General features: G+C 67.7%; 18 protein-coding genes. 12 read left to right on the top strand and 6 right to left on the bottom strand.

The features are described from left to right. Nucleotides 1–50: 50 nt before the first annotated feature. Nucleotides 51–263 (top strand): hypothetical protein, encoded by a 213-nt coding sequence (locus tag D0D37_RS10575; RefSeq protein WP_116200322.1) that lies wholly within the window; start codon nucleotides 51–53, stop codon nucleotides 261–263. 445 nt (nucleotides 264–708) lie between these two features. Here the strand turns inward: D0D37_RS10575 and D0D37_RS10570 are convergent, their stop codons facing one another. Then, nucleotides 709–1,254 (bottom strand): TetR/AcrR family transcriptional regulator, encoded by a 546-nt coding sequence (locus tag D0D37_RS10570; protein ID WP_116200321.1) that lies wholly within the window; start codon nucleotides 1,252–1,254, stop codon nucleotides 709–711. A gap of 721 nt (nucleotides 1,255–1,975) precedes the next feature. Here D0D37_RS10570 and D0D37_RS10565 point away from each other — a divergent pair. Together D0D37_RS10565 and D0D37_RS10560 are read left to right on the top strand one after the other, a co-directional pair. Further along, the gene (locus D0D37_RS10565; protein ID WP_208719893.1) at nucleotides 1,976–2,593 is read left to right on the top strand and encodes a nuclear transport factor 2 family protein; all 618 of its coding nucleotides are present in this window, start codon (nucleotides 1,976–1,978) and stop codon (nucleotides 2,591–2,593) included. Continuing rightward, on the top strand, nucleotides 2,590–3,204 hold the full coding sequence (locus D0D37_RS10560; RefSeq protein ID WP_009084166.1) for a response regulator transcription factor: 615 nt from the start codon (nucleotides 2,590–2,592) through the stop codon (nucleotides 3,202–3,204). Before D0D37_RS10565 ends, D0D37_RS10560 begins: the two co-directional genes overlap by 4 nt. Here D0D37_RS10560 and D0D37_RS10555 read toward each other — a convergent pair. From D0D37_RS10555 to D0D37_RS10540, 4 genes are all read right to left on the bottom strand, one after another. Then, nucleotides 3,194–4,411: an amidase gene (locus tag D0D37_RS10555; RefSeq protein WP_208719892.1), complete on the bottom strand. Its 1,218-nt coding sequence runs from the start codon at nucleotides 4,409–4,411 to the stop codon at nucleotides 3,194–3,196. The genes D0D37_RS10560 and D0D37_RS10555 overlap by 11 nt on opposite strands. After that, the gene (locus tag D0D37_RS10550; RefSeq protein WP_116200407.1) at nucleotides 4,408–4,656 is read right to left on the bottom strand and encodes a hypothetical protein; all 249 of its coding nucleotides are present in this window, start codon (nucleotides 4,654–4,656) and stop codon (nucleotides 4,408–4,410) included. The genes D0D37_RS10555 and D0D37_RS10550 overlap by 4 nt, the downstream gene beginning before the upstream one ends. A 22-nt stretch (nucleotides 4,657–4,678) precedes the next feature. Further along, on the bottom strand, nucleotides 4,679–5,185 hold the full coding sequence (locus D0D37_RS10545) for a flavin reductase (protein ID WP_116200319.1): 507 nt from the start codon (nucleotides 5,183–5,185) through the stop codon (nucleotides 4,679–4,681). A 96-nt stretch (nucleotides 5,186–5,281) separates the two neighbouring features. Next, nucleotides 5,282–6,739: a PAS domain-containing sensor histidine kinase gene (locus D0D37_RS10540; RefSeq protein ID WP_116200318.1), complete on the bottom strand. Its 1,458-nt coding sequence runs from the start codon at nucleotides 6,737–6,739 to the stop codon at nucleotides 5,282–5,284. A gap of 135 nt (nucleotides 6,740–6,874) precedes the next feature. Between D0D37_RS10540 and D0D37_RS10535 the strand changes: the two genes are divergently transcribed. The 9 genes from D0D37_RS10535 to D0D37_RS10495 all read left to right on the top strand — a co-directional run bounded on the left by D0D37_RS10535 (nucleotide 6,875) and on the right by D0D37_RS10495 (nucleotide 14,747). Then, nucleotides 6,875–7,996, top strand: a complete 1,122-nt coding sequence (locus tag D0D37_RS10535; RefSeq protein WP_116200317.1) for an acyl-CoA dehydrogenase family protein — start codon at nucleotides 6,875–6,877, stop codon at nucleotides 7,994–7,996. A 32-nt stretch (nucleotides 7,997–8,028) separates the two neighbouring features. Beyond that, nucleotides 8,029–8,409 (top strand): hypothetical protein, encoded by a 381-nt coding sequence (locus D0D37_RS10530; protein ID WP_116200316.1) that lies wholly within the window; start codon nucleotides 8,029–8,031, stop codon nucleotides 8,407–8,409. A gap of 12 nt (nucleotides 8,410–8,421) precedes the next feature. After that, a complete protein-coding gene (locus D0D37_RS10525) occupies nucleotides 8,422–9,693 on the top strand; it encodes an aromatic ring-hydroxylating oxygenase subunit alpha (protein WP_116200315.1) in 1,272 nt (423 codons plus the stop codon). Continuing rightward, nucleotides 9,686–10,189: an aromatic-ring-hydroxylating dioxygenase subunit beta gene (locus tag D0D37_RS10520; protein WP_116200314.1), complete on the top strand. Its 504-nt coding sequence runs from the start codon at nucleotides 9,686–9,688 to the stop codon at nucleotides 10,187–10,189. The genes D0D37_RS10525 and D0D37_RS10520 overlap by 8 nt, the downstream gene beginning before the upstream one ends. Then, entirely contained in the window at nucleotides 10,186–10,929 is a 744-nt protein-coding gene (locus D0D37_RS10515) for an SDR family NAD(P)-dependent oxidoreductase (RefSeq protein ID WP_116200313.1), read from the top strand. Before D0D37_RS10520 ends, D0D37_RS10515 begins: the two co-directional genes overlap by 4 nt. Nucleotides 10,930–10,956: 27 nt before the next feature. Beyond that, entirely contained in the window at nucleotides 10,957–11,913 is a 957-nt protein-coding gene (locus tag D0D37_RS10510) for a PDR/VanB family oxidoreductase (protein WP_116200312.1), read from the top strand. 181 nt (nucleotides 11,914–12,094) lie between these two features. Beyond that, nucleotides 12,095–13,420 carry an MFS transporter gene (locus tag D0D37_RS10505; RefSeq protein WP_116200311.1) on the top strand — a complete coding sequence of 442 codons (1,326 nt, stop codon included), beginning with the start codon at nucleotides 12,095–12,097 and terminating at the stop codon, nucleotides 13,418–13,420. Nucleotides 13,421–13,481: 61 nt separating this feature from the next. Further along, nucleotides 13,482–14,051, top strand: a complete 570-nt coding sequence (locus D0D37_RS10500) for a helix-turn-helix domain-containing protein (protein ID WP_116200310.1) — start codon at nucleotides 13,482–13,484, stop codon at nucleotides 14,049–14,051. 72 nt (nucleotides 14,052–14,123) lie between these two features. After that, nucleotides 14,124–14,747, top strand: coding sequence for a DUF4190 domain-containing protein (locus D0D37_RS10495; protein ID WP_116200309.1), 624 nt, complete (start codon nucleotides 14,124–14,126; stop codon nucleotides 14,745–14,747). Nucleotides 14,748–14,805: 58 nt separating this feature from the next. Here the strand turns inward: D0D37_RS10495 and D0D37_RS10490 are convergent, their stop codons facing one another. Then, nucleotides 14,806–15,381: an SRPBCC family protein gene (locus D0D37_RS10490; RefSeq protein WP_116200308.1), complete on the bottom strand. Its 576-nt coding sequence runs from the start codon at nucleotides 15,379–15,381 to the stop codon at nucleotides 14,806–14,808. Nucleotides 15,382–15,384 lie beyond the last annotated feature (3 nt).

Raw genomic sequence — 15,384 nt, 5'->3', positions numbered from 1 at the left:
GATGTCCGGTAGAGCGATTTTCTGTCGGTGGGGCCAGTTAGGCTGCAGGCATGAACACCGAGGCACCCACCGTCGCCGCCGAAGATCTCGCCCAGGGCCAGTGGTTCTGGCACGAACCCGCTCCCGGCCTGCGTTCCTGGCCGCTGCAGGTCGCCACGGCCGAGATCTTGGAAGACGCTGTCCGCATCATCACCACCGACGAGGTCCGCGAACTGGTCTCGTACGCCCGCGACCGCCGGGTCCGCCTGGCCGTCGCCTCCTGAACCGCGACACCACAGCAGCACCACTGGGGAATTCTGGGGGATCGGGCCGGCCGCGCACGCGAGCGGCCCGTCCAATATGGACACCACGTCCGGTGCCGCGGCCTTCGGCCGACTCTGGCGTTGAATTTCGGTAACTTTCCGGCGACATTCGCCTGCGCACACCATGCCGCGCTCGTCTGACGACGGTCGCCGCACGACGCGCTTCGCACTGCACTCGTGCCACCAGTTTCTGTCCGGCGCGCTGGTCGTGCGCACTCGCCCGCCGCACCGCGACCGCTGCACCCAAGATCCGGCATATCACCCAACCGCGTAGTGCACGCTGTTTAACGCGTCGCGTCTGTCGCACCTCGATAGCCAGCACTGCCGATCAGCCGTGAATCCGTTGCCGTGCAAGCAGTTCTCGCCAGCCCTGCCGTAGAGCAGCCCGTCGACCACCACGGTCCGCTCAGCGGGAAAGGACTCCCTGCAACAGCACGTCCAAGAGGTGCCGAGCGCGGGAATCCCACTCGTCCTCGTCCAGGCGAGTCAGGTAACCCGACAAGATGAAAAAGTCGCGAGCGTCGATGTCGGTGCGGATGCTTCCCTCAGCTTTTCCGGCGTCGAGCAGGAGGGTGAGGGCGTCGCCGATCGGCCCGTGGCTTTCTTCGGACAGTCCTTTCCACACCGCGGTTTCCAACGCCGCGAAGACGCCGCGCTTGACTCGCGCGTACTCGGCGATCCGGTCGAACCAGCGAGAGAGCGCCTCGACCGGTCCGTGCGCGGACAGCAATTCCGGAGCCAGCGCGACCAGTTCCTCCACCTCCTGCCGATACACCTCGGCAAGCAGGTCCTCGCGCGTGGGAAAGTGCCGGTAGAGCGTCCCCTGCCCGACGCCAGCCGACTTGGCCACCGCGTTCAGCCGCAGCTCTCCTGAACCGGCGATCGCCTCGCGGGCGATCTCGACGATCCGCTCCCGGTTCTCCCGGGCGTCGGCCCGCTGAGCCGCACTCATCGCCGACGTCCGGCGCCAGTGGAAACGCACATACCGCAACGTTATCGCGGACCAGCCGAGTGCCGCATAATCCGCGGGCCGTACGGCGCTGCCAGCCGCCAGGGCGACCAGCGCTCCCCGCAGGCAACCGGCGCTCCGAATCAGCGCACGGCCGCTCCGGCCGCCAACCGATCCCGGGCTCAACCCGGTCGGGCCTCAACGAAGGGTCCGGCCGCGACTTCCCGTTCCCAATGCTCCAGCCTCGAACGCCGCTGTCTCGGCCACCAACGACTCGGGCTCACCCCAGTCCCGATTTTCACCTAACCGATCCCGACGCGGTCACCACGTTCCGGTCTTGGAGCAAAGGCAGCGCTCCAATCTCCAGCACGCCATCTCGGACCTCTCCCAAGGAGCGGCAACGTTCGGCCCCGGCCGTGTCCACACAGGCCGATCCGCCGCATCTTCCCGGCGGGAGGGCCTGCGACAGTCCAGAAGCGACTCCCCAAGCCGCTATCCACCAAGCACCCCGCCATTCATAACCGCCACCCCACGGTTGAAACATGCCGCGCATAACTCCCCGATTCGATTGACAACCCTTCCGAACGGGGCAGAGGCTGATCCCAAGCTGCCCACGCCCGGCGCGGTCCGGTCCGGTTACCCTGTCAACGAGCCGAAAACCGCACCGAAAGGCTGACCCGGCACCGAAGCGCCAACCATCTCTACTTCTCTGGTGAGGAAAACGATGTCTCTCGAGCACTCCGCTACATCCGACCCGGCCGCCGGCAGCCAGGACCGGCGGGTTGCCGCGCTGGAGGAGACTGTCGCGGGGCTGGTTCGGCGGGTCGGGGTGCTCGAGGCCGAGGCGGAGATCCGCCGGGTGCAGGCGCGCTACATGTTCCTCTGCGACACTCCCTGCCCGGAGTTCGGCATCACCGGCGACGACGAGCGGATCGACCTGATCATGGCGCTCTACACCGAGGACGCTGTCTGGGAGGGCGTCGGCGAGTACTACGACGGGCAGTTCGGGCGGGCGGAAGGCGCGGCCGCTATCCGGGCGCATTTTCAGCGGTTCTGGGGCGAGAAGAAAGACCCCGAACTTCTGCTGAACGCGCATTACCTCACCTCCGAGCAGATTCACGTCGACGGCGACGAGGCCACCGGGCAATGGATTCACATGCAGCCGTGGCTGTTCTCCGACGGGAAGGCGCTCCTACGCTCCAGCCGGTTGAACAACGCGTTCCGCCGCGTGGGCGACACCTGGCGGATCACCCGTACTCGCACCGAAAACGTCTTCATCGCCCCGCTGCCGGAAGGCTGGGCCAGCGACTATCCCTCGGCCTCGGTGCTGATGAAGCCATGAGCGACGACCCGGTCGTGCACGTGGTGGACGACGACGAGGATCTCCGGCAGTCCCTGGTTTTCCTGCTGGAGAGCGTCGGCGTGCAGGCGTTGACTTATCCGGACGCCCAGACGTTCCTCGACGAGTTCGATCCGGCCGAGCCAGCGGTCGTGATCGTCGACGTGCGAATGCCTGCGATCAGCGGCTTTCAGCTGCAGGAAAAGCTCGCGGAAATCGACTGTCCGGCTCCGCTGATCTTTTGTTCCGCGCACGGCGACATTCCGATGTCGGTCCGTGCGCTCACCGCGGGGGCGGTCGATTTCCTGGAGAAGCCTTACCAGGCCCAGCGTATGGTCGAGGTCGTTCAGACGCAGCTCATCGAGGCTCGCCGCCGGTTCGCGGAGCATGCCGAGCGGCAGGCGGTTCGGGCTCGGCTCGACACCTTGACCCAGCGCGAGCGCGAGGTGCTGCGGCTGGTGGTCGACGGGATGCCCAGCCAGGCGATCGCGCACCGACTGGGCACCAGCGTCAAGACCGTCGACGTGCATCGGGCGCGGATCAAGGCGAAGACGTCGGCGGACAGCCTGGGGACGCTGGTCCGCGACATCCTCACCCATCGCGTCACCGTTTGAGCGCGGTCTCCGTCCAGCGACCCGCGGCCAGCAAAGCAGTCTCGCCCGAAGAACTGCCGACCAGCTGCAATCCCAGTGGCAAGCCAGCCTCGTCGCGCAGGCCCGGGACGGCGATGACCGGCAGACCCAGCGCCTGCCAAGGGCGGCTGAGCACGGGATCGCCGGTCGCGGTCAGGCCAGCGGGGGCCGAACCGAGCGCGGCAGGAGCGAGTACGGCGTCGTAGCCGGTCACGATCTCGGCGAGTCGCGAAGCACCGGAAGCGACGACATCAAGCGCGGCTTCGTATTCCGCGAGCGGCATCTCCGCGCCGGTACGCAGCAGTTGTGCCAGCGGGGCGCTGAGCCGGTCCGCGGAAGCAAGCTCAACGGAACGTTCCCGAGCCGCCTCGTAGGCCATCACCACGGGATGTGCGGCGGTCAAAGCGGAGACCAGAGCCGGATCCGGGAATTCGTCGACGACGGCCCCGGCGGCTCGCAGCCCCGCAACCGCGGAACCAAGCGCGTTCTGCATAGCTGGGCTCGCGTCGGCGGACGACCACACCAGCAATCGCGGAGCGGAAGAAACAGCGACCTCCGGCTCGCCCGACAACGCTGACCAGGCCAATGCCAGGTCGGAAACGGACGCGGTGAACATGCCGTGGCTGTCCAGGCTGGGGCTCAGGCCGGTGACGCCGTCGACCGGGAACCGGCCCCGGCTCATGACCAGCGAGGCAACTCCGCAGAACGCAGCTGGTCGCGTGACCGAGCCAGCGGTCTGCGAGCCCAGCGCCAGCGGAACGTGTCCAGCGGCGACGGCAGCGGCGGAACCGCTGGAGGAACCGCCAGGCGTATGGCCAGGCGCAGCGGGGTTATCCGTGGGACCAGGCGCGAAGAAAGCGAATTCCGTAGTGACTGTCTTGCCGATCGGCACTGCTCCGGCGCGCCGCCATTCCTGGACGATCGAAGCGTCCACAGTGGCCGGTGGAGCGTCCGCGCGCAGGACAGAGCCGCAGCGAGTCGGAAGCCCTGCCAAATCGATGATGTCCTTGACGCCCAACGGAACACCGCCCAACGGACCCGTCGACACAGGCACAAAAGCCGACGAAACCCAGGCGTCAAAAGAAGCCGCAGCGATCCGCGAGCGAGCCTCCGCGACAGCAGCTTCCGGCGTCGTCCGGCCAGCGGTCAGATCGGCGACCAGGGCACGCAGCGACCACGGGGCGGTCACGGCTGGGTCCAGGCGGCGTCGGCGGTCCAGTAGTCCATGCCGCTCGCGCTGACCGAATGCCGCCAGTCGGACGTCCGGCGCAGCAGCGGTTCGACGCGGGCGGTGGCCTCGTCGGCGGCGTCCGGGCCGTCGGCCGGGGCCTGCCAGTGCACCCAGTCCAGCTCGCGGCCGTGCTCGTCGTGCACGAACAGGTCGACGTGCCGCCAGCCGTAGCCGTGCGTGTCGTTGTAGCAGGTCAGGGTCATCCGGTCCACGGGTTCTCCTCGATCAGGCGCTGAGTGCGGCAAGCCGGTGGAAGCGGCGCTGGAAGTACACCAAAGCTCCGCTGTCCGGCGCGGTCAGCACCTTCTCGATCTCGACGAACAGCACCGAATGCGACCCGTGCTCCTGTTCGGCGACGATCCGGCCGACCAGCGAGGCGGCCGCGCCGCGCAGGACCGGGGCGTCCTCGCTGTCGAGGTCCCAGCACTCCTCTCCGAACCGTTCGGCGGTCGGCACCTTCGTCGCGCCGGCGAAATGCATCGCCAGGTCCTCCTGGCCGGGGCCGAGGACGTTGACGCACACCTGGCCGTTGCCGACCAGGATCGCGTGCGACCGGCTCGACCGGTTGACGCACACGAGCACCGTCGGCGGGCTGTCGGTGACCGAGCAGGCGGCGCTCACCGTCATCCCGGCGAGGCCGTACGGGCCCGCGGTGGTGACGACGTTGACGGCCGCGGAGAGGTTGGCCATCGCGGTGCGGAATTCGCGCTGGGTCCGGGTCAGCTCGGACACGGTGCCTCCTAGGACTGGGGCCGGGACTGTTTCGACCGTACAAAGCCGCACCGGTCGCGGGATATCGAGAACTTCCCCGGCACAGCTGAAGAATTCCTAACCCGGGCCGGTCGCGGGCAGTGCGAAGCCGAACCGCGAACCGCCTCCGGCCCGGTGTTCGGCCCAGATCGTCCCGTGCTGGCGGGTGATGATGCGGTGGCTCAGCGCCAGTCCGATGCCGCTGCCGCGCTCCTTGGCGGTGAACGACTCGTCGAACGGGTTGCGCGGGAAACCGCGACCGCGATCGTCCACGGTGACCACGCCGGTGTCGCCGTCGCGGCGCGTGGTGAGCACCAGGCTGCGCCGCTGCTGCGGGCACTGGGCCATTTCCTCGATCGCGTTGAAGCACAGGTTCAGCACGACCTGGCCGGTCAGCACGCGTTCGCAGTGCACCGGCACCGCGTCGGCAGACCGCTCGAAGGTCACCTCGATTGCGGCCGGTTCGGCTCGCAAGCGCACGAAATACAGGCATTCCTCGACGATCTCGTTGAGGTCCGCGACCTGCTCGACGTGCTCCAGATGCCCGACGAACGCGCGCACGGACGACACGATCTGGCTCGCCCGTTCGATCTGCCGGACCGCGCTGTCGATGCCGTACACAACGGGCGCGGCATCGAGCGTCCGCGACCGGACACCCGCCAGGAAATTGCCCGCGGCGGCGAGCGGCTGACTCAGCTCGTGCGCGATCGCCATCGCCATGTCGCCCATCGCGGTGTAGCGCGCCAGGTAGTTCTCCCGATGCAGCTCCCGCTCGCGCCGGACCTCGCCGCGGACGCGTTCGGACACGTCGTAGAGCAGCATCAGAAACGCGTCTCCACCAGGCTCGCGAAGCCGTTCGACGCTGCCCTCCAGCCACACGCGACCCTGGATTTCCAGCCGCACCGGGGTGCCCGGCGCGGCTCGCTCGCGGACCTCCTCCCAAGTGGCCGGACGGTCGTCGAGGCGCAGGCCAGCGTGGTCGGTCAGGCAGCCGAGCGGCTCGTCCGGAGTCGCGCCGAACAGCTCCGCCGCGGAATCGGTGACGAACCGGAGCGCGCCCGAAGCGTCGAGCATCACCGCGAGCGCGGACGTGTGCCGGGCCAGCGCGTCGACCCAGGACGTGGTCAACCGCAGCTCACGCTCGATTTCCTGCTCGCGTTCGATGTCGCGGAACTGCACCATCACCGCCGGACCTTGCGCCAGTTCAACTCGGGTGGCCACCGCGTCCGTCGGAATCACCCGGCCGGACTTCGTGCGGTAGTGCCATTCGATCCGGCTGACGCCCTTGTCGACCGCCTCCTGCAGCCACGCTCGCCCGATCACCCGGTCGTACTGCTGCGCGGAGCTGCTCATGTGGTTCGCCTTCAACGGCCGCAGCTCGGTGACACTCCACTCGAGCATCTCGCACGCGGCCGGGTTGGCCCACAGGATGTTCTTCGTCGCGCCGTCGTGCACGAGCACGCACGTGCGGCTGGCCTTGAGCATCGCGACGAAATCGTGCGTCGTCAGCTCGGGCGCGCGCGGGTCTGCCTCCATCGGCTCAGGGTAAAGCCCCTGGCTGGCGGCCCGCACTGAAGAAATCCCCTACGCCCGCTCAGGCACTACCAATTCCCGCGCGGCGGCCGGGTTCGTACCGTCGGAGCGACCGCACCGGCATTCTGAGGAGCAGCGATGAGCGAAGTCACCATGGAGGAGGTGCTCGCCGAGCTCGCCCAACGCAAGGACGAGTTCCAGCAGCAGCGCTACGTTCCGCGGGACTTCGTCGACCGGCTCAAGCAGCTCGGCATCTACCGGGCCAGCACCCCGGCGAAGTTCGGCGGCAACCCGCTCCCGCCCGCCGAGTTCCTCCGCCTGATCGAGCGCATTTCCACAGTGGACGGTTCGACCGGCTGGGTCGCCAGCTTCGGCTCGTCGCTGATCTACCTCGCCGCGCTCCCGCTGGACACGCAGGCCGAGCTGTACAAAGACGGTCCGGACGTCGCGTTCGCCGGCGGTCTCTTCCCGGTCCAGCCCGCCCCGGCGACCGAAACCGGCTTCCGCGTGGACGGTCGCTGGAAGTTCGCCAGCGGCTGCATGGGCGCGGACATCCTCGGCGTCGGCATCCCCGGCGACGAATCGACCGGCGGGAAACCGCGCACCGCGTTGCTGCGGCCCGAGCAGGTCGAGATCGTGCAGGAATGGGACGTCGTCGGCATGCGCGGCACCGGTTCGTTCGACCTGGTCGTGCGCGACGTCGAGGTCCCGCGCGAGTGGACGTTCATCCGCGGCGGCGCGCCTACGGTGGACGAACCGCTCTACCGCTACCCCACGATCGCTTACGCCGCACAGGTTCTCGCCATCGTCGGCGCGGGTGTCGCGCGTGCCGCACTCGACCACGCCCGTGAGGTCGGCGCTGGCTACACCGGTGTCACCGGTGCGCCGAAGCTCGCCGACCGCGGCTACTACCGCACCGGGTACGCCGACGCCGAGGCCGCGCTGCGGTCCGCGCGCTCCTGGTTCTACGAGGTCAGCCACGAGGTCTGGGACACCGTCGTTTCCGGCGACGAGGCTACCGACGAGCAGAACGCCCAGCTGCGGCTTTCGTCCGCGCACCTGGCCAAGACGTCGTCCGAGGTCGTCTCGAAGCTCGTCGAGATTTCCGGCACCGCGCCGATCTACTCGACGCACCCGCTGCGTGGACTTCAGGGCGACGCACTGGTACCCAAGCAGCATGCGTTCCTGGGCCCGGCCATCCACGACGCCGCCGGCGCGGTTCTCATGGGACAGCCGCCGACCAGCCCCGGCTTCCGCTGATCAGCCACCACCACGACGAGGAGTCTCCGACTGTGAGCACGCAGCCCCTGCGGGTGCTTTTCTGCATCGGCATCAACCAGAACTTCTTCGACCTGCCCGCCGACGGCATCACCATCGGCGACGTCTGGCAGTCCTTCGTGTCCATGATGGACCAGCTGAAAGCGTTGCCCGGCATCACTTTCATCGGCGACATCGACGACGACGCGCACATGGTCGGCCCGTCCGACGGCTGGCCGTGGACCTGCTACATCCTGGCCGACGCTGACAGCCAGGAAACCGTCAAGGCCGGTTGCAACCTGCTGCGGACGACGGAGGTCGGCAGCAATGGCGTCAAGTTGTGGCGCTTCGCCAAGATCGAAGCCCGGATCGGCCGCCCGCTGACTGTCCGCGAAGACGTCGAACTGCCCGACTGAACCGGAGACCTCATGACTGAGAACACCGTTGTTCCCGCCGACTTCGCCGAGAGCGACCGCGTAGCCGCTCGGCTTTACACTGACCCGGAAATCTTCGAACGCGAGATGACGCAGATCTTCGAGCGTTCGTGGGTGTGGGTCGCGCACGAAAGCGAATTGGCGCAGCCGGGCAACTTCAAATCCACTTATGTCGGCCGCCAGCCGGTCATCGTGACGCGAGACCGCAAGGGCACGCTGCACACGATGCTCAACCGTTGTCGCCACCGCGGCGCGAGCCTGTGCGAGAAGCCGAGCGGCAAGGCCAACGGCTTCACCTGCCCGTACCACGCCTGGAGCTACGGCCTCGACGGCAAGCTGCGCGGCATCCCTTACCCGGACGGCTACGAAGGCGTACTGGAAAAGGGCGAGCTGTCGCTCAAGAAACTGCGCACCGAGTCTTACGGCGGCATGGTTTTCGCGACCTTCGCCGAGGAGAGCGAGTCCCTTGAGGACTTCCTCGGCGACGCGAAACTGTGGATCGACCGCTTCATGAAGCAGGGCGGCGGCTATCCGATCAAGGTGCTGGGCAAGCACCAGTTCAAATTCCGCGGCAACTGGAAGATCCAGCTGGAGAACACCACCGACGGCTACCACTTCCCGATCGTGCACCGGTCGTGGATGGCTTCGGTGGACGCGGAAACCGCCGACATGATGTCGTTCATGACCGACCCGTCGGCCATCACGCATTCGCTCGGCAACGGGCACAGCGTCATGCAGATGGTGCCGGAGCACTCCGACCTCGACATCGACGACGGCACCGAACCGCTGCAGGGCCGCTTCGACCACGTCGTGGCCGAGCTGTCGAAGACGCTCGACGAGGCGCAGGTGCGCAAGGTCGTCCGGGCCATGCACGGCACCGGGTTCAACCTCAACCTGTTCCCGAACGTCTCGATGTCCGCGGCGTTTTTCCGGGTACTGCGGCCGATTTCGGTCAACGAGACGCTGATCGAGCACGTCGCGATCGGCCCCGACGGACCGCCGGAGCTGGACATCGTGAATCGCGAGCGGCTGCGCATCCACGAACACTTCCAGGGCCCGTTCGGGTTCGGCACCCCGGACGACGCCGAGGGCTGGGACCGCGTGCAGCGCGGTGCGCACGGCGGCCCGGACCTGCCGATCCTGGTCAACCGCGGGCTGGCGCGGGAAAAGGCGAGCCCCGAAGGCTGGCCGACCTCGCACGTCACCGACGAAACCGGCATGCGCGCCGCGTACGCCCAGTGGAAGGAGATGATGGGCGATGACTGAAACCATCCCCACCACTGATACGCGGGTCGCGCGCGCCGTCGACCTCGTCAACCGCGAGGCGGAACTGCTGGACCGCACGGAATACCACGTGTGGGAGAAGCTGTTCACCGAAGACGGCATTTACGTCATCCCGATCGACCGGGAAACCGACGATTTCGCCGGCTCGCTGAACATGGTCTACGACGACGCGCGGATGCGGCAGATGCGCATCGCGCGGATGACCGAGGGCTACGCGCTCGCCGCCGTCGATTCCGCCCGCACGGTACGCACGGTGTCGCGATTCGTGCCGGAATCCGTTTCCGACAACGAAGTCGTGCTGCGTTCGGCGCAGATCCTGGTCGCCTACAAGCGCGGCAACCACGACCTGTGGGCCGCGGATCTGGTGCACCGCATCCAGTTGTCGCCGGAAGGTCCCGAAGGCGACCGGATCGCGTTGAAGATCGTCCGGCTGGTCAACAGCGACGACGCCGTTCCGGCCGCGGGATTCCTGCTGTGAGCGCGCCGGTGGAGCCGCACGTCGCCGTTGTCACCGGCGGCGCGAGCGGTCTCGGAGAAGCGATCGTGCGGCAGCTGCACGCCGAGGGTTACCGCGTCGCGATCGCGGACGTCAACGGCGAGGCGGCAAAGAAACTGGCTGCCTCCCTCGGAAACTGCCGTGGCTATCCGGTCGATGTGCGGGATCGGGCGGCGCTCGCGCAGCTGAAGGACGACGTCGTCCACGATTTCGGCAGCGTCCAGGTGCTGGTCAACAACGCGGCCCGCACTCAGGCGGCACCGCTGATGGAGATCACGCCGGAAGACCTCGACGCGGTCCTCGCGGTCAACTTCACCGGCACGTTCACCGCCTGCCAGCTCTTCGGCGCGTACTTCGCCGAGCAGGGCTACGGGCGGATCGTGAACATGGCGTCGCTGGCCGGGCAGAACGGCGGCACGGCGACCGGCGGGCACTACGCGTCGTCCAAGGGCGCGATCATGTCCGCGACAAAGGTATTCGCGCGCGAACTCGCCTCGCGCGGGGTCACGGTGAACTCGGTGTCCCCCGGGCCGCTGGACAGCCCGATGGTGCATTCGATCGTCGGCGAGGACAACCTCGAAGCCTTCACGAAGAACATCCCCGTCGGCCGGCTCGGCGACCCGGCGTTCATCGCGCGGATGGTGTCGCTGCTCGCCTCGCCCGGCGCGGCCTCGGTCACCGGGGCCTGCTGGGACGCCAACGGCGGCCTTTACCTGCGCTGAACTCCCTTGCCCTGAAACGGAGAGCCGATGCCGAACACCGTGGTCCGCGTGGCCGAGGTCGTCGAGGAAGCGCCTGGGATCCGGGCACTTCGCCTCGTCCGCGCCGACGGTCTGCCGTTCGACCCGCACCCCGCCGGTGCGCACGTCGACGTCACCGGCCCGACCGGGGTCCTGCGCCAGTATTCGCTGTGCGGGCGGCCGGACGACACGTCGTCGCTGCTGATCGCGGTGAAGCGGGAGCCGGATTCGCGCGGCGGTTCCGAGGCGCTGCACACGGTCGCGGAGAACGACAAGCTCGAGGTCGGCGAGTCCCGGAACCTGCTTTCCCTGGCTCCGGACGCGGACCGGCACGTGCTGATCGCGGGCGGCATCGGCATCACTCCGTTGCTGAGCCTGGCTTATCAGCTGCACGCGGACGGTGCGGAATTCGAACTGCACTACTTCGCGCGCAGCCGGGAGTCGGCGGCTTTTGTTTCTCTGCTTGAAGAACAGGCCGAATTCCGAGACAGAGTGCTGCTGTATTTCGGCGTACCGCGCGACGAACAGCCCGCGGTGCTGACGGAAGTGGCGACTGGGCTCGGTTCCTCTGGACACGTCTACACCTGCGGCCCGGAAGGATTCATGGAGCAGGTCACCGGCGTCTTCGCGCCAGTGGTCGGCGAATCGCAGGTGCACGTCGAGCATTTCACCGCGGCCGAGGTCGACACGAGCGGCGATCAGCCGTTCACCGTCGAACTCGACACCGGCGAGGTGTTCGAGATCCCGGCTGACCAGTCGATCCTGTCGGTGCTGACCGACAACGGGATCGAGGTGTTCAAATCGTGCGAGGAGGGCATCTGCGGCTCGTGCGTTTCCGGGGTGCTGGAAGGCACGCCGGAACACCGGGACCAGTGTCTTTCGGCCAGTGACAAGGCTTCCGGCGACCAGATGGCGCTGTGCGTGTCGCGCGCCCGCTCGGAAAAACTGGTGATCGAACTGTACTGACTCGGACGGCCGGGATCCTCGTGATTCCGGCCGTCTTGTCTATTAATTGATAGATTTTATTTATCAATCCGCCGCAAATCGGACTTTGCCTCCTTCGTCACGTTTTCCCTAAGCTGTGTCCACCGTTTCCCCACCACCGGACACTCCGCGCATTCTCGCGCGAGACGACGAAAGGCCTGCTATGGCCAAGCGCGACGAAGCGCACTCTCCCGGCGTGCTGCGGCTCGGATTCGCCGCCGGCGTCGGCACTTCCCTGGAAATGTACGACTTCTCGATCTACGGCACCGCGGCGGCACTGGTGTTCGGGTCGGTGTTCTTCAAAACCGGCAACGCCTGGTTCGGCACCTTCATGAGCCTCGCGACCTTCGCCATCGGTTTCGTGATGGCCCCGCTCGGCGCGGCTCTTTTCGGATGGATCGGCGACCGCCGCGGCCGCCGCACCGCCCTGTACGCCGCGTTTCTGTTGATGGGTTTCGCGACGCTGGGCATGGGCGTTCTCCCGCCGTACGCGGTGATCGGCATCGCCGCTCCGCTGCTGCTGGTCGGACTGCGCCTGCTGCACGGTGCCGCTCGCGGCGGGGAAAGCGCCGGCGCTGCGGTGTTCGCCGTTGAACACGCTCCGGAAAAACGGCGTGGCCTCTACGGTTCCTTCGTCGCGCTCGGCTCGCCGATCGGCGTCGTGCTGGCGAACCTGGCTTTCGCGCTGGTCCTCCTGCTGCCGAACGACGACATCATGAGCTGGGGCTGGCGTCTTCCGTTCCTCGCCGGCGGCATCGTGCTGGCGATTGGCATCTGGATCCGCCGCGGCGTTTCGGAAAGCCCGGAATTCGAGAAAATGGCCGCCGCCGAAACGCGGGCGAAAAAGCCGCTCGCCGACGTCCTCCGCTCGAATTGGCGACGGCTGCTGCTGATCGCCGGCGCGAACCTCGGCCTCACCGCCTGCACTTTCGCGCTGGTCACGTTCATGCTGTCCTACGCGACCGCCGCCGCCCCGGAAGGTCTCGGCCTCCCGCGCGGCCCGATCGTCGCCGTTTCGACGATCACCCTGCTGTGCCACGCCGCCGCGAACGTCGGATCCGCCTGGCTGTCCGACCGGATCGGCCGCAAACCCGTGATGCTGACCGGCTCGGTCCTGTCGATCGCCGCCGCACTGGTGATGTTCCCGATCGCGTCGGCCGGCACGGTCAGCTCAGTGTTCCTCGCGCTGCTGCTGGGTTTCACCGCCACCGGAATCCTTTTCGGACCGATGTACACCTGGTTCGCCGAACTGTTCCCGCGCGAGCAGCGCCAGTCCGGCCTCGGCGTGGGCTACCACGTCGGCGCGGTGCTGGGCGGCGGCCTGTCGCCGATGATCGCCAACCGGATCGTGGCCGCGACCGGCGACGCCCTCGCGGTCGGCTACTACCTGGCCGCGCTGCTCGTGCTGAGCCTGGTCTGCCTGCTGATCCTCCCGGAAACCGCCCCCGCGCGCCGCGCCGCGAAACCGGCTCCCGAACTGGTCAGCTGATCTCGTGAGTGGCTATGCCGGTTCTAACCGGCATAGCCACTCACGAGTAAGACTAGGCACCATGCGCGAGATCGACGAAGTCCTGGACGCGGTCGGCCCGAGGCTGCGAACCCTGCGTAGCCGGCGCGGCATCACCCTGGCCGACCTGTCGGCGGAGACCGGCATCTCGGAAAGCACCCTGTCCCGCCTGGAAAACGGCCAGCGCCGGGCGAACCTGGAACTGCTGCTGCCGCTCTCGCGCGCCTACGACGTGCCGATCGACGACCTGGTCGGCGCGCCCCGGGCCGGCGACCCGCGCGTCCACCTGCGCCCGATCCACCAGCACGGAATGACCTACGTGCCGCTCACCCGGCGACCGGGCGGGGTGCACGCGTACAAAATGCTGATCCCCGGCAGCTCCGCGGAACCCGCACTGAAAACCCACAGCGGCTACGAATGGCTGTACGTCCTCAATGGGCACCTTCGGTTGATCGTCGGCGCGAAGGACCTGACGGTCCCGCCCGGCGAGGCAGCCGAGTTCGACACGACGGAACCGCACTGGCTCGGCTCAGCCGACGGCGGCGCGGTCGAGCTGCTGATCCTCTTCGGACTGCAGGGCGAGCGAGTGCACGTGGAGCCGCGCCCGAACTGATACCAGAAATGTAGTAACACCCGTGGCGGCTAATGCGACCTGTTTGTGCACGGTCGACCACGAAAGGTTCGCATGTCCGCCCCTGACTATCCTCCGCCGCCCGCACCCCAGGCGGCCCCTCCGGTCCACCAGGTCCCGCCGAAGAACGGCCTCGGCACTGCCGGGTTCGTGCTCGGTCTGGTCGGCCTGATTTTCTCGTTCATCCCGGTCATCGGGCTCGTCGCGTGGCCGCTGGTGATCCTCGGGATCATCTTCTCGGCACTCGGCTTCGCCCGGACGCGGTCCGGAAAGGCCACGAACAAGGGCCTCTCGATCGCCGGCCTGGTGCTTTCGGTGATCGGCCTGGCGATCTGCATCGTCTGGACCGTGACGGCCGCCAAGGTGGTCAACGAGGTCAACACCGAGGCGAACCGCTCGGTGACGGTCCACTACGAGGTCACCGGCACCGCGAAGGAAGCCTCGATCACCTACACCACAATCGGCGACGGCAACGCTTCCGCCAGCCAGGATCAACCGCAGACCCTGCCGTGGTCGAAAGACATCACCACGAAGGGCCTGGTCAAGGGCGGCAGCCTGTCGGTGACCACCGGCGCCGACGGCGGAGACGTGACCTGCAAGGTCGTCGTGGACGGCAAGGAAGCCAAGACGGCAAAGGCGTCGGGCAACTTCGCGACCGCCACCTGCGACGGCTTCTGACCAGTTCCCGGCATAAGGGCCCGGCAGGAGTTTGCCGGGCCCTTCTCCGCACCGGCAGCTATCGACGGCGCAACAGGCGAACCAAAATCGCCACGGCCACGACCGCCAGTGCGGGCAAGGCAGCCTTCTTCAGCAGCACCGGCGCCACCGCGGCCCCGAGGTCGACGGCTTCCGGCTCGGCCGGGGAAGAAACCGGGTCGTTCAGGGCTTCCGCGAGCCGGGCGGTGAACTGCTGGACGATCCGATCGCTCACCTCGGCGAGGATCCCGCGGCCGAACTGCGCGGGACGGCCGGTGAGAGCAAGTTCAGTGCGCACCCGCACCAAGGTCCCGGCCGGATCGGCGGCCAGCACGGCGGTGACCGTCGCGGAGGCGGTGCCCGTACCGCGGCTTTCACGGCCCTCGAGGTCGAGCACCATCTGCCGAGCGGCCTCGTCGCGTTTGACGGTGCCAGAGCCCTGATAGCTCATCTGCACCGCGCCGACCTTGACTTTGACCCGTCCGGAGAACGACTCCCCGTCCAGCCGGTCGAGGACCGCGCCGGGCAGACACGGCACGACCCGCTCGAGGTCGAGGAACAGCCGCCAGGCGGCGGCCGGGGCGGCGGGAACAGTGAAAGAATGGTCGAGGTGCATCGC

The organism is Amycolatopsis circi, assembly GCF_003385235.1.
Classification (GTDB): domain Bacteria; phylum Actinomycetota; class Actinomycetes; order Mycobacteriales; family Pseudonocardiaceae; genus Amycolatopsis; species Amycolatopsis circi.
This window is presented reverse-complemented; position numbering and strand designations above follow the sequence as displayed.

Bases quoted from the DNA above. Each gene is read 5' to 3' on its own strand.
- D0D37_RS10575 (WP_116200322.1), top strand. From the start codon at position 51: ATGAACACCGAGGCACCCACCGTCGCCGCCGAAGATCTCGCCCAGGGC.
- D0D37_RS10570 (WP_116200321.1), bottom strand. From the start codon at position 1,254: ATGAGTGCGGCTCAGCGGGCCGACGCCCGGGAGAACCGGGAGCGGATC.
- D0D37_RS10565 (WP_208719893.1), top strand. From the start codon at position 1,976: ATGTCTCTCGAGCACTCCGCTACATCCGACCCGGCCGCCGGCAGCCAG.
- D0D37_RS10560 (WP_009084166.1), top strand. From the start codon at position 2,590: ATGAGCGACGACCCGGTCGTGCACGTGGTGGACGACGACGAGGATCTC.
- D0D37_RS10550 (WP_116200407.1), bottom strand. From the start codon at position 4,656: ATGACCCTGACCTGCTACAACGACACGCACGGCTACGGCTGGCGGCAC.
- D0D37_RS10540 (WP_116200318.1), bottom strand. From the start codon at position 6,739: ATGGAGGCAGACCCGCGCGCGCCCGAGCTGACGACGCACGATTTCGTC.
- D0D37_RS10535 (WP_116200317.1), top strand. From the start codon at position 6,875: ATGAGCGAAGTCACCATGGAGGAGGTGCTCGCCGAGCTCGCCCAACGC.
- D0D37_RS10525 (WP_116200315.1), top strand. From the start codon at position 8,422: ATGACTGAGAACACCGTTGTTCCCGCCGACTTCGCCGAGAGCGACCGC.
- D0D37_RS10520 (WP_116200314.1), top strand. From the start codon at position 9,686: ATGACTGAAACCATCCCCACCACTGATACGCGGGTCGCGCGCGCCGTC.
- D0D37_RS10510 (WP_116200312.1), top strand. From the start codon at position 10,957: ATGCCGAACACCGTGGTCCGCGTGGCCGAGGTCGTCGAGGAAGCGCCT.
- D0D37_RS10505 (WP_116200311.1), top strand. From the start codon at position 12,095: ATGGCCAAGCGCGACGAAGCGCACTCTCCCGGCGTGCTGCGGCTCGGA.
- D0D37_RS10500 (WP_116200310.1), top strand. From the start codon at position 13,482: ATGCGCGAGATCGACGAAGTCCTGGACGCGGTCGGCCCGAGGCTGCGA.
- D0D37_RS10495 (WP_116200309.1), top strand. From the start codon at position 14,124: ATGTCCGCCCCTGACTATCCTCCGCCGCCCGCACCCCAGGCGGCCCCT.
- D0D37_RS10490 (WP_116200308.1), bottom strand. From the start codon at position 15,381: ATGCACCTCGACCATTCTTTCACTGTTCCCGCCGCCCCGGCCGCCGCC.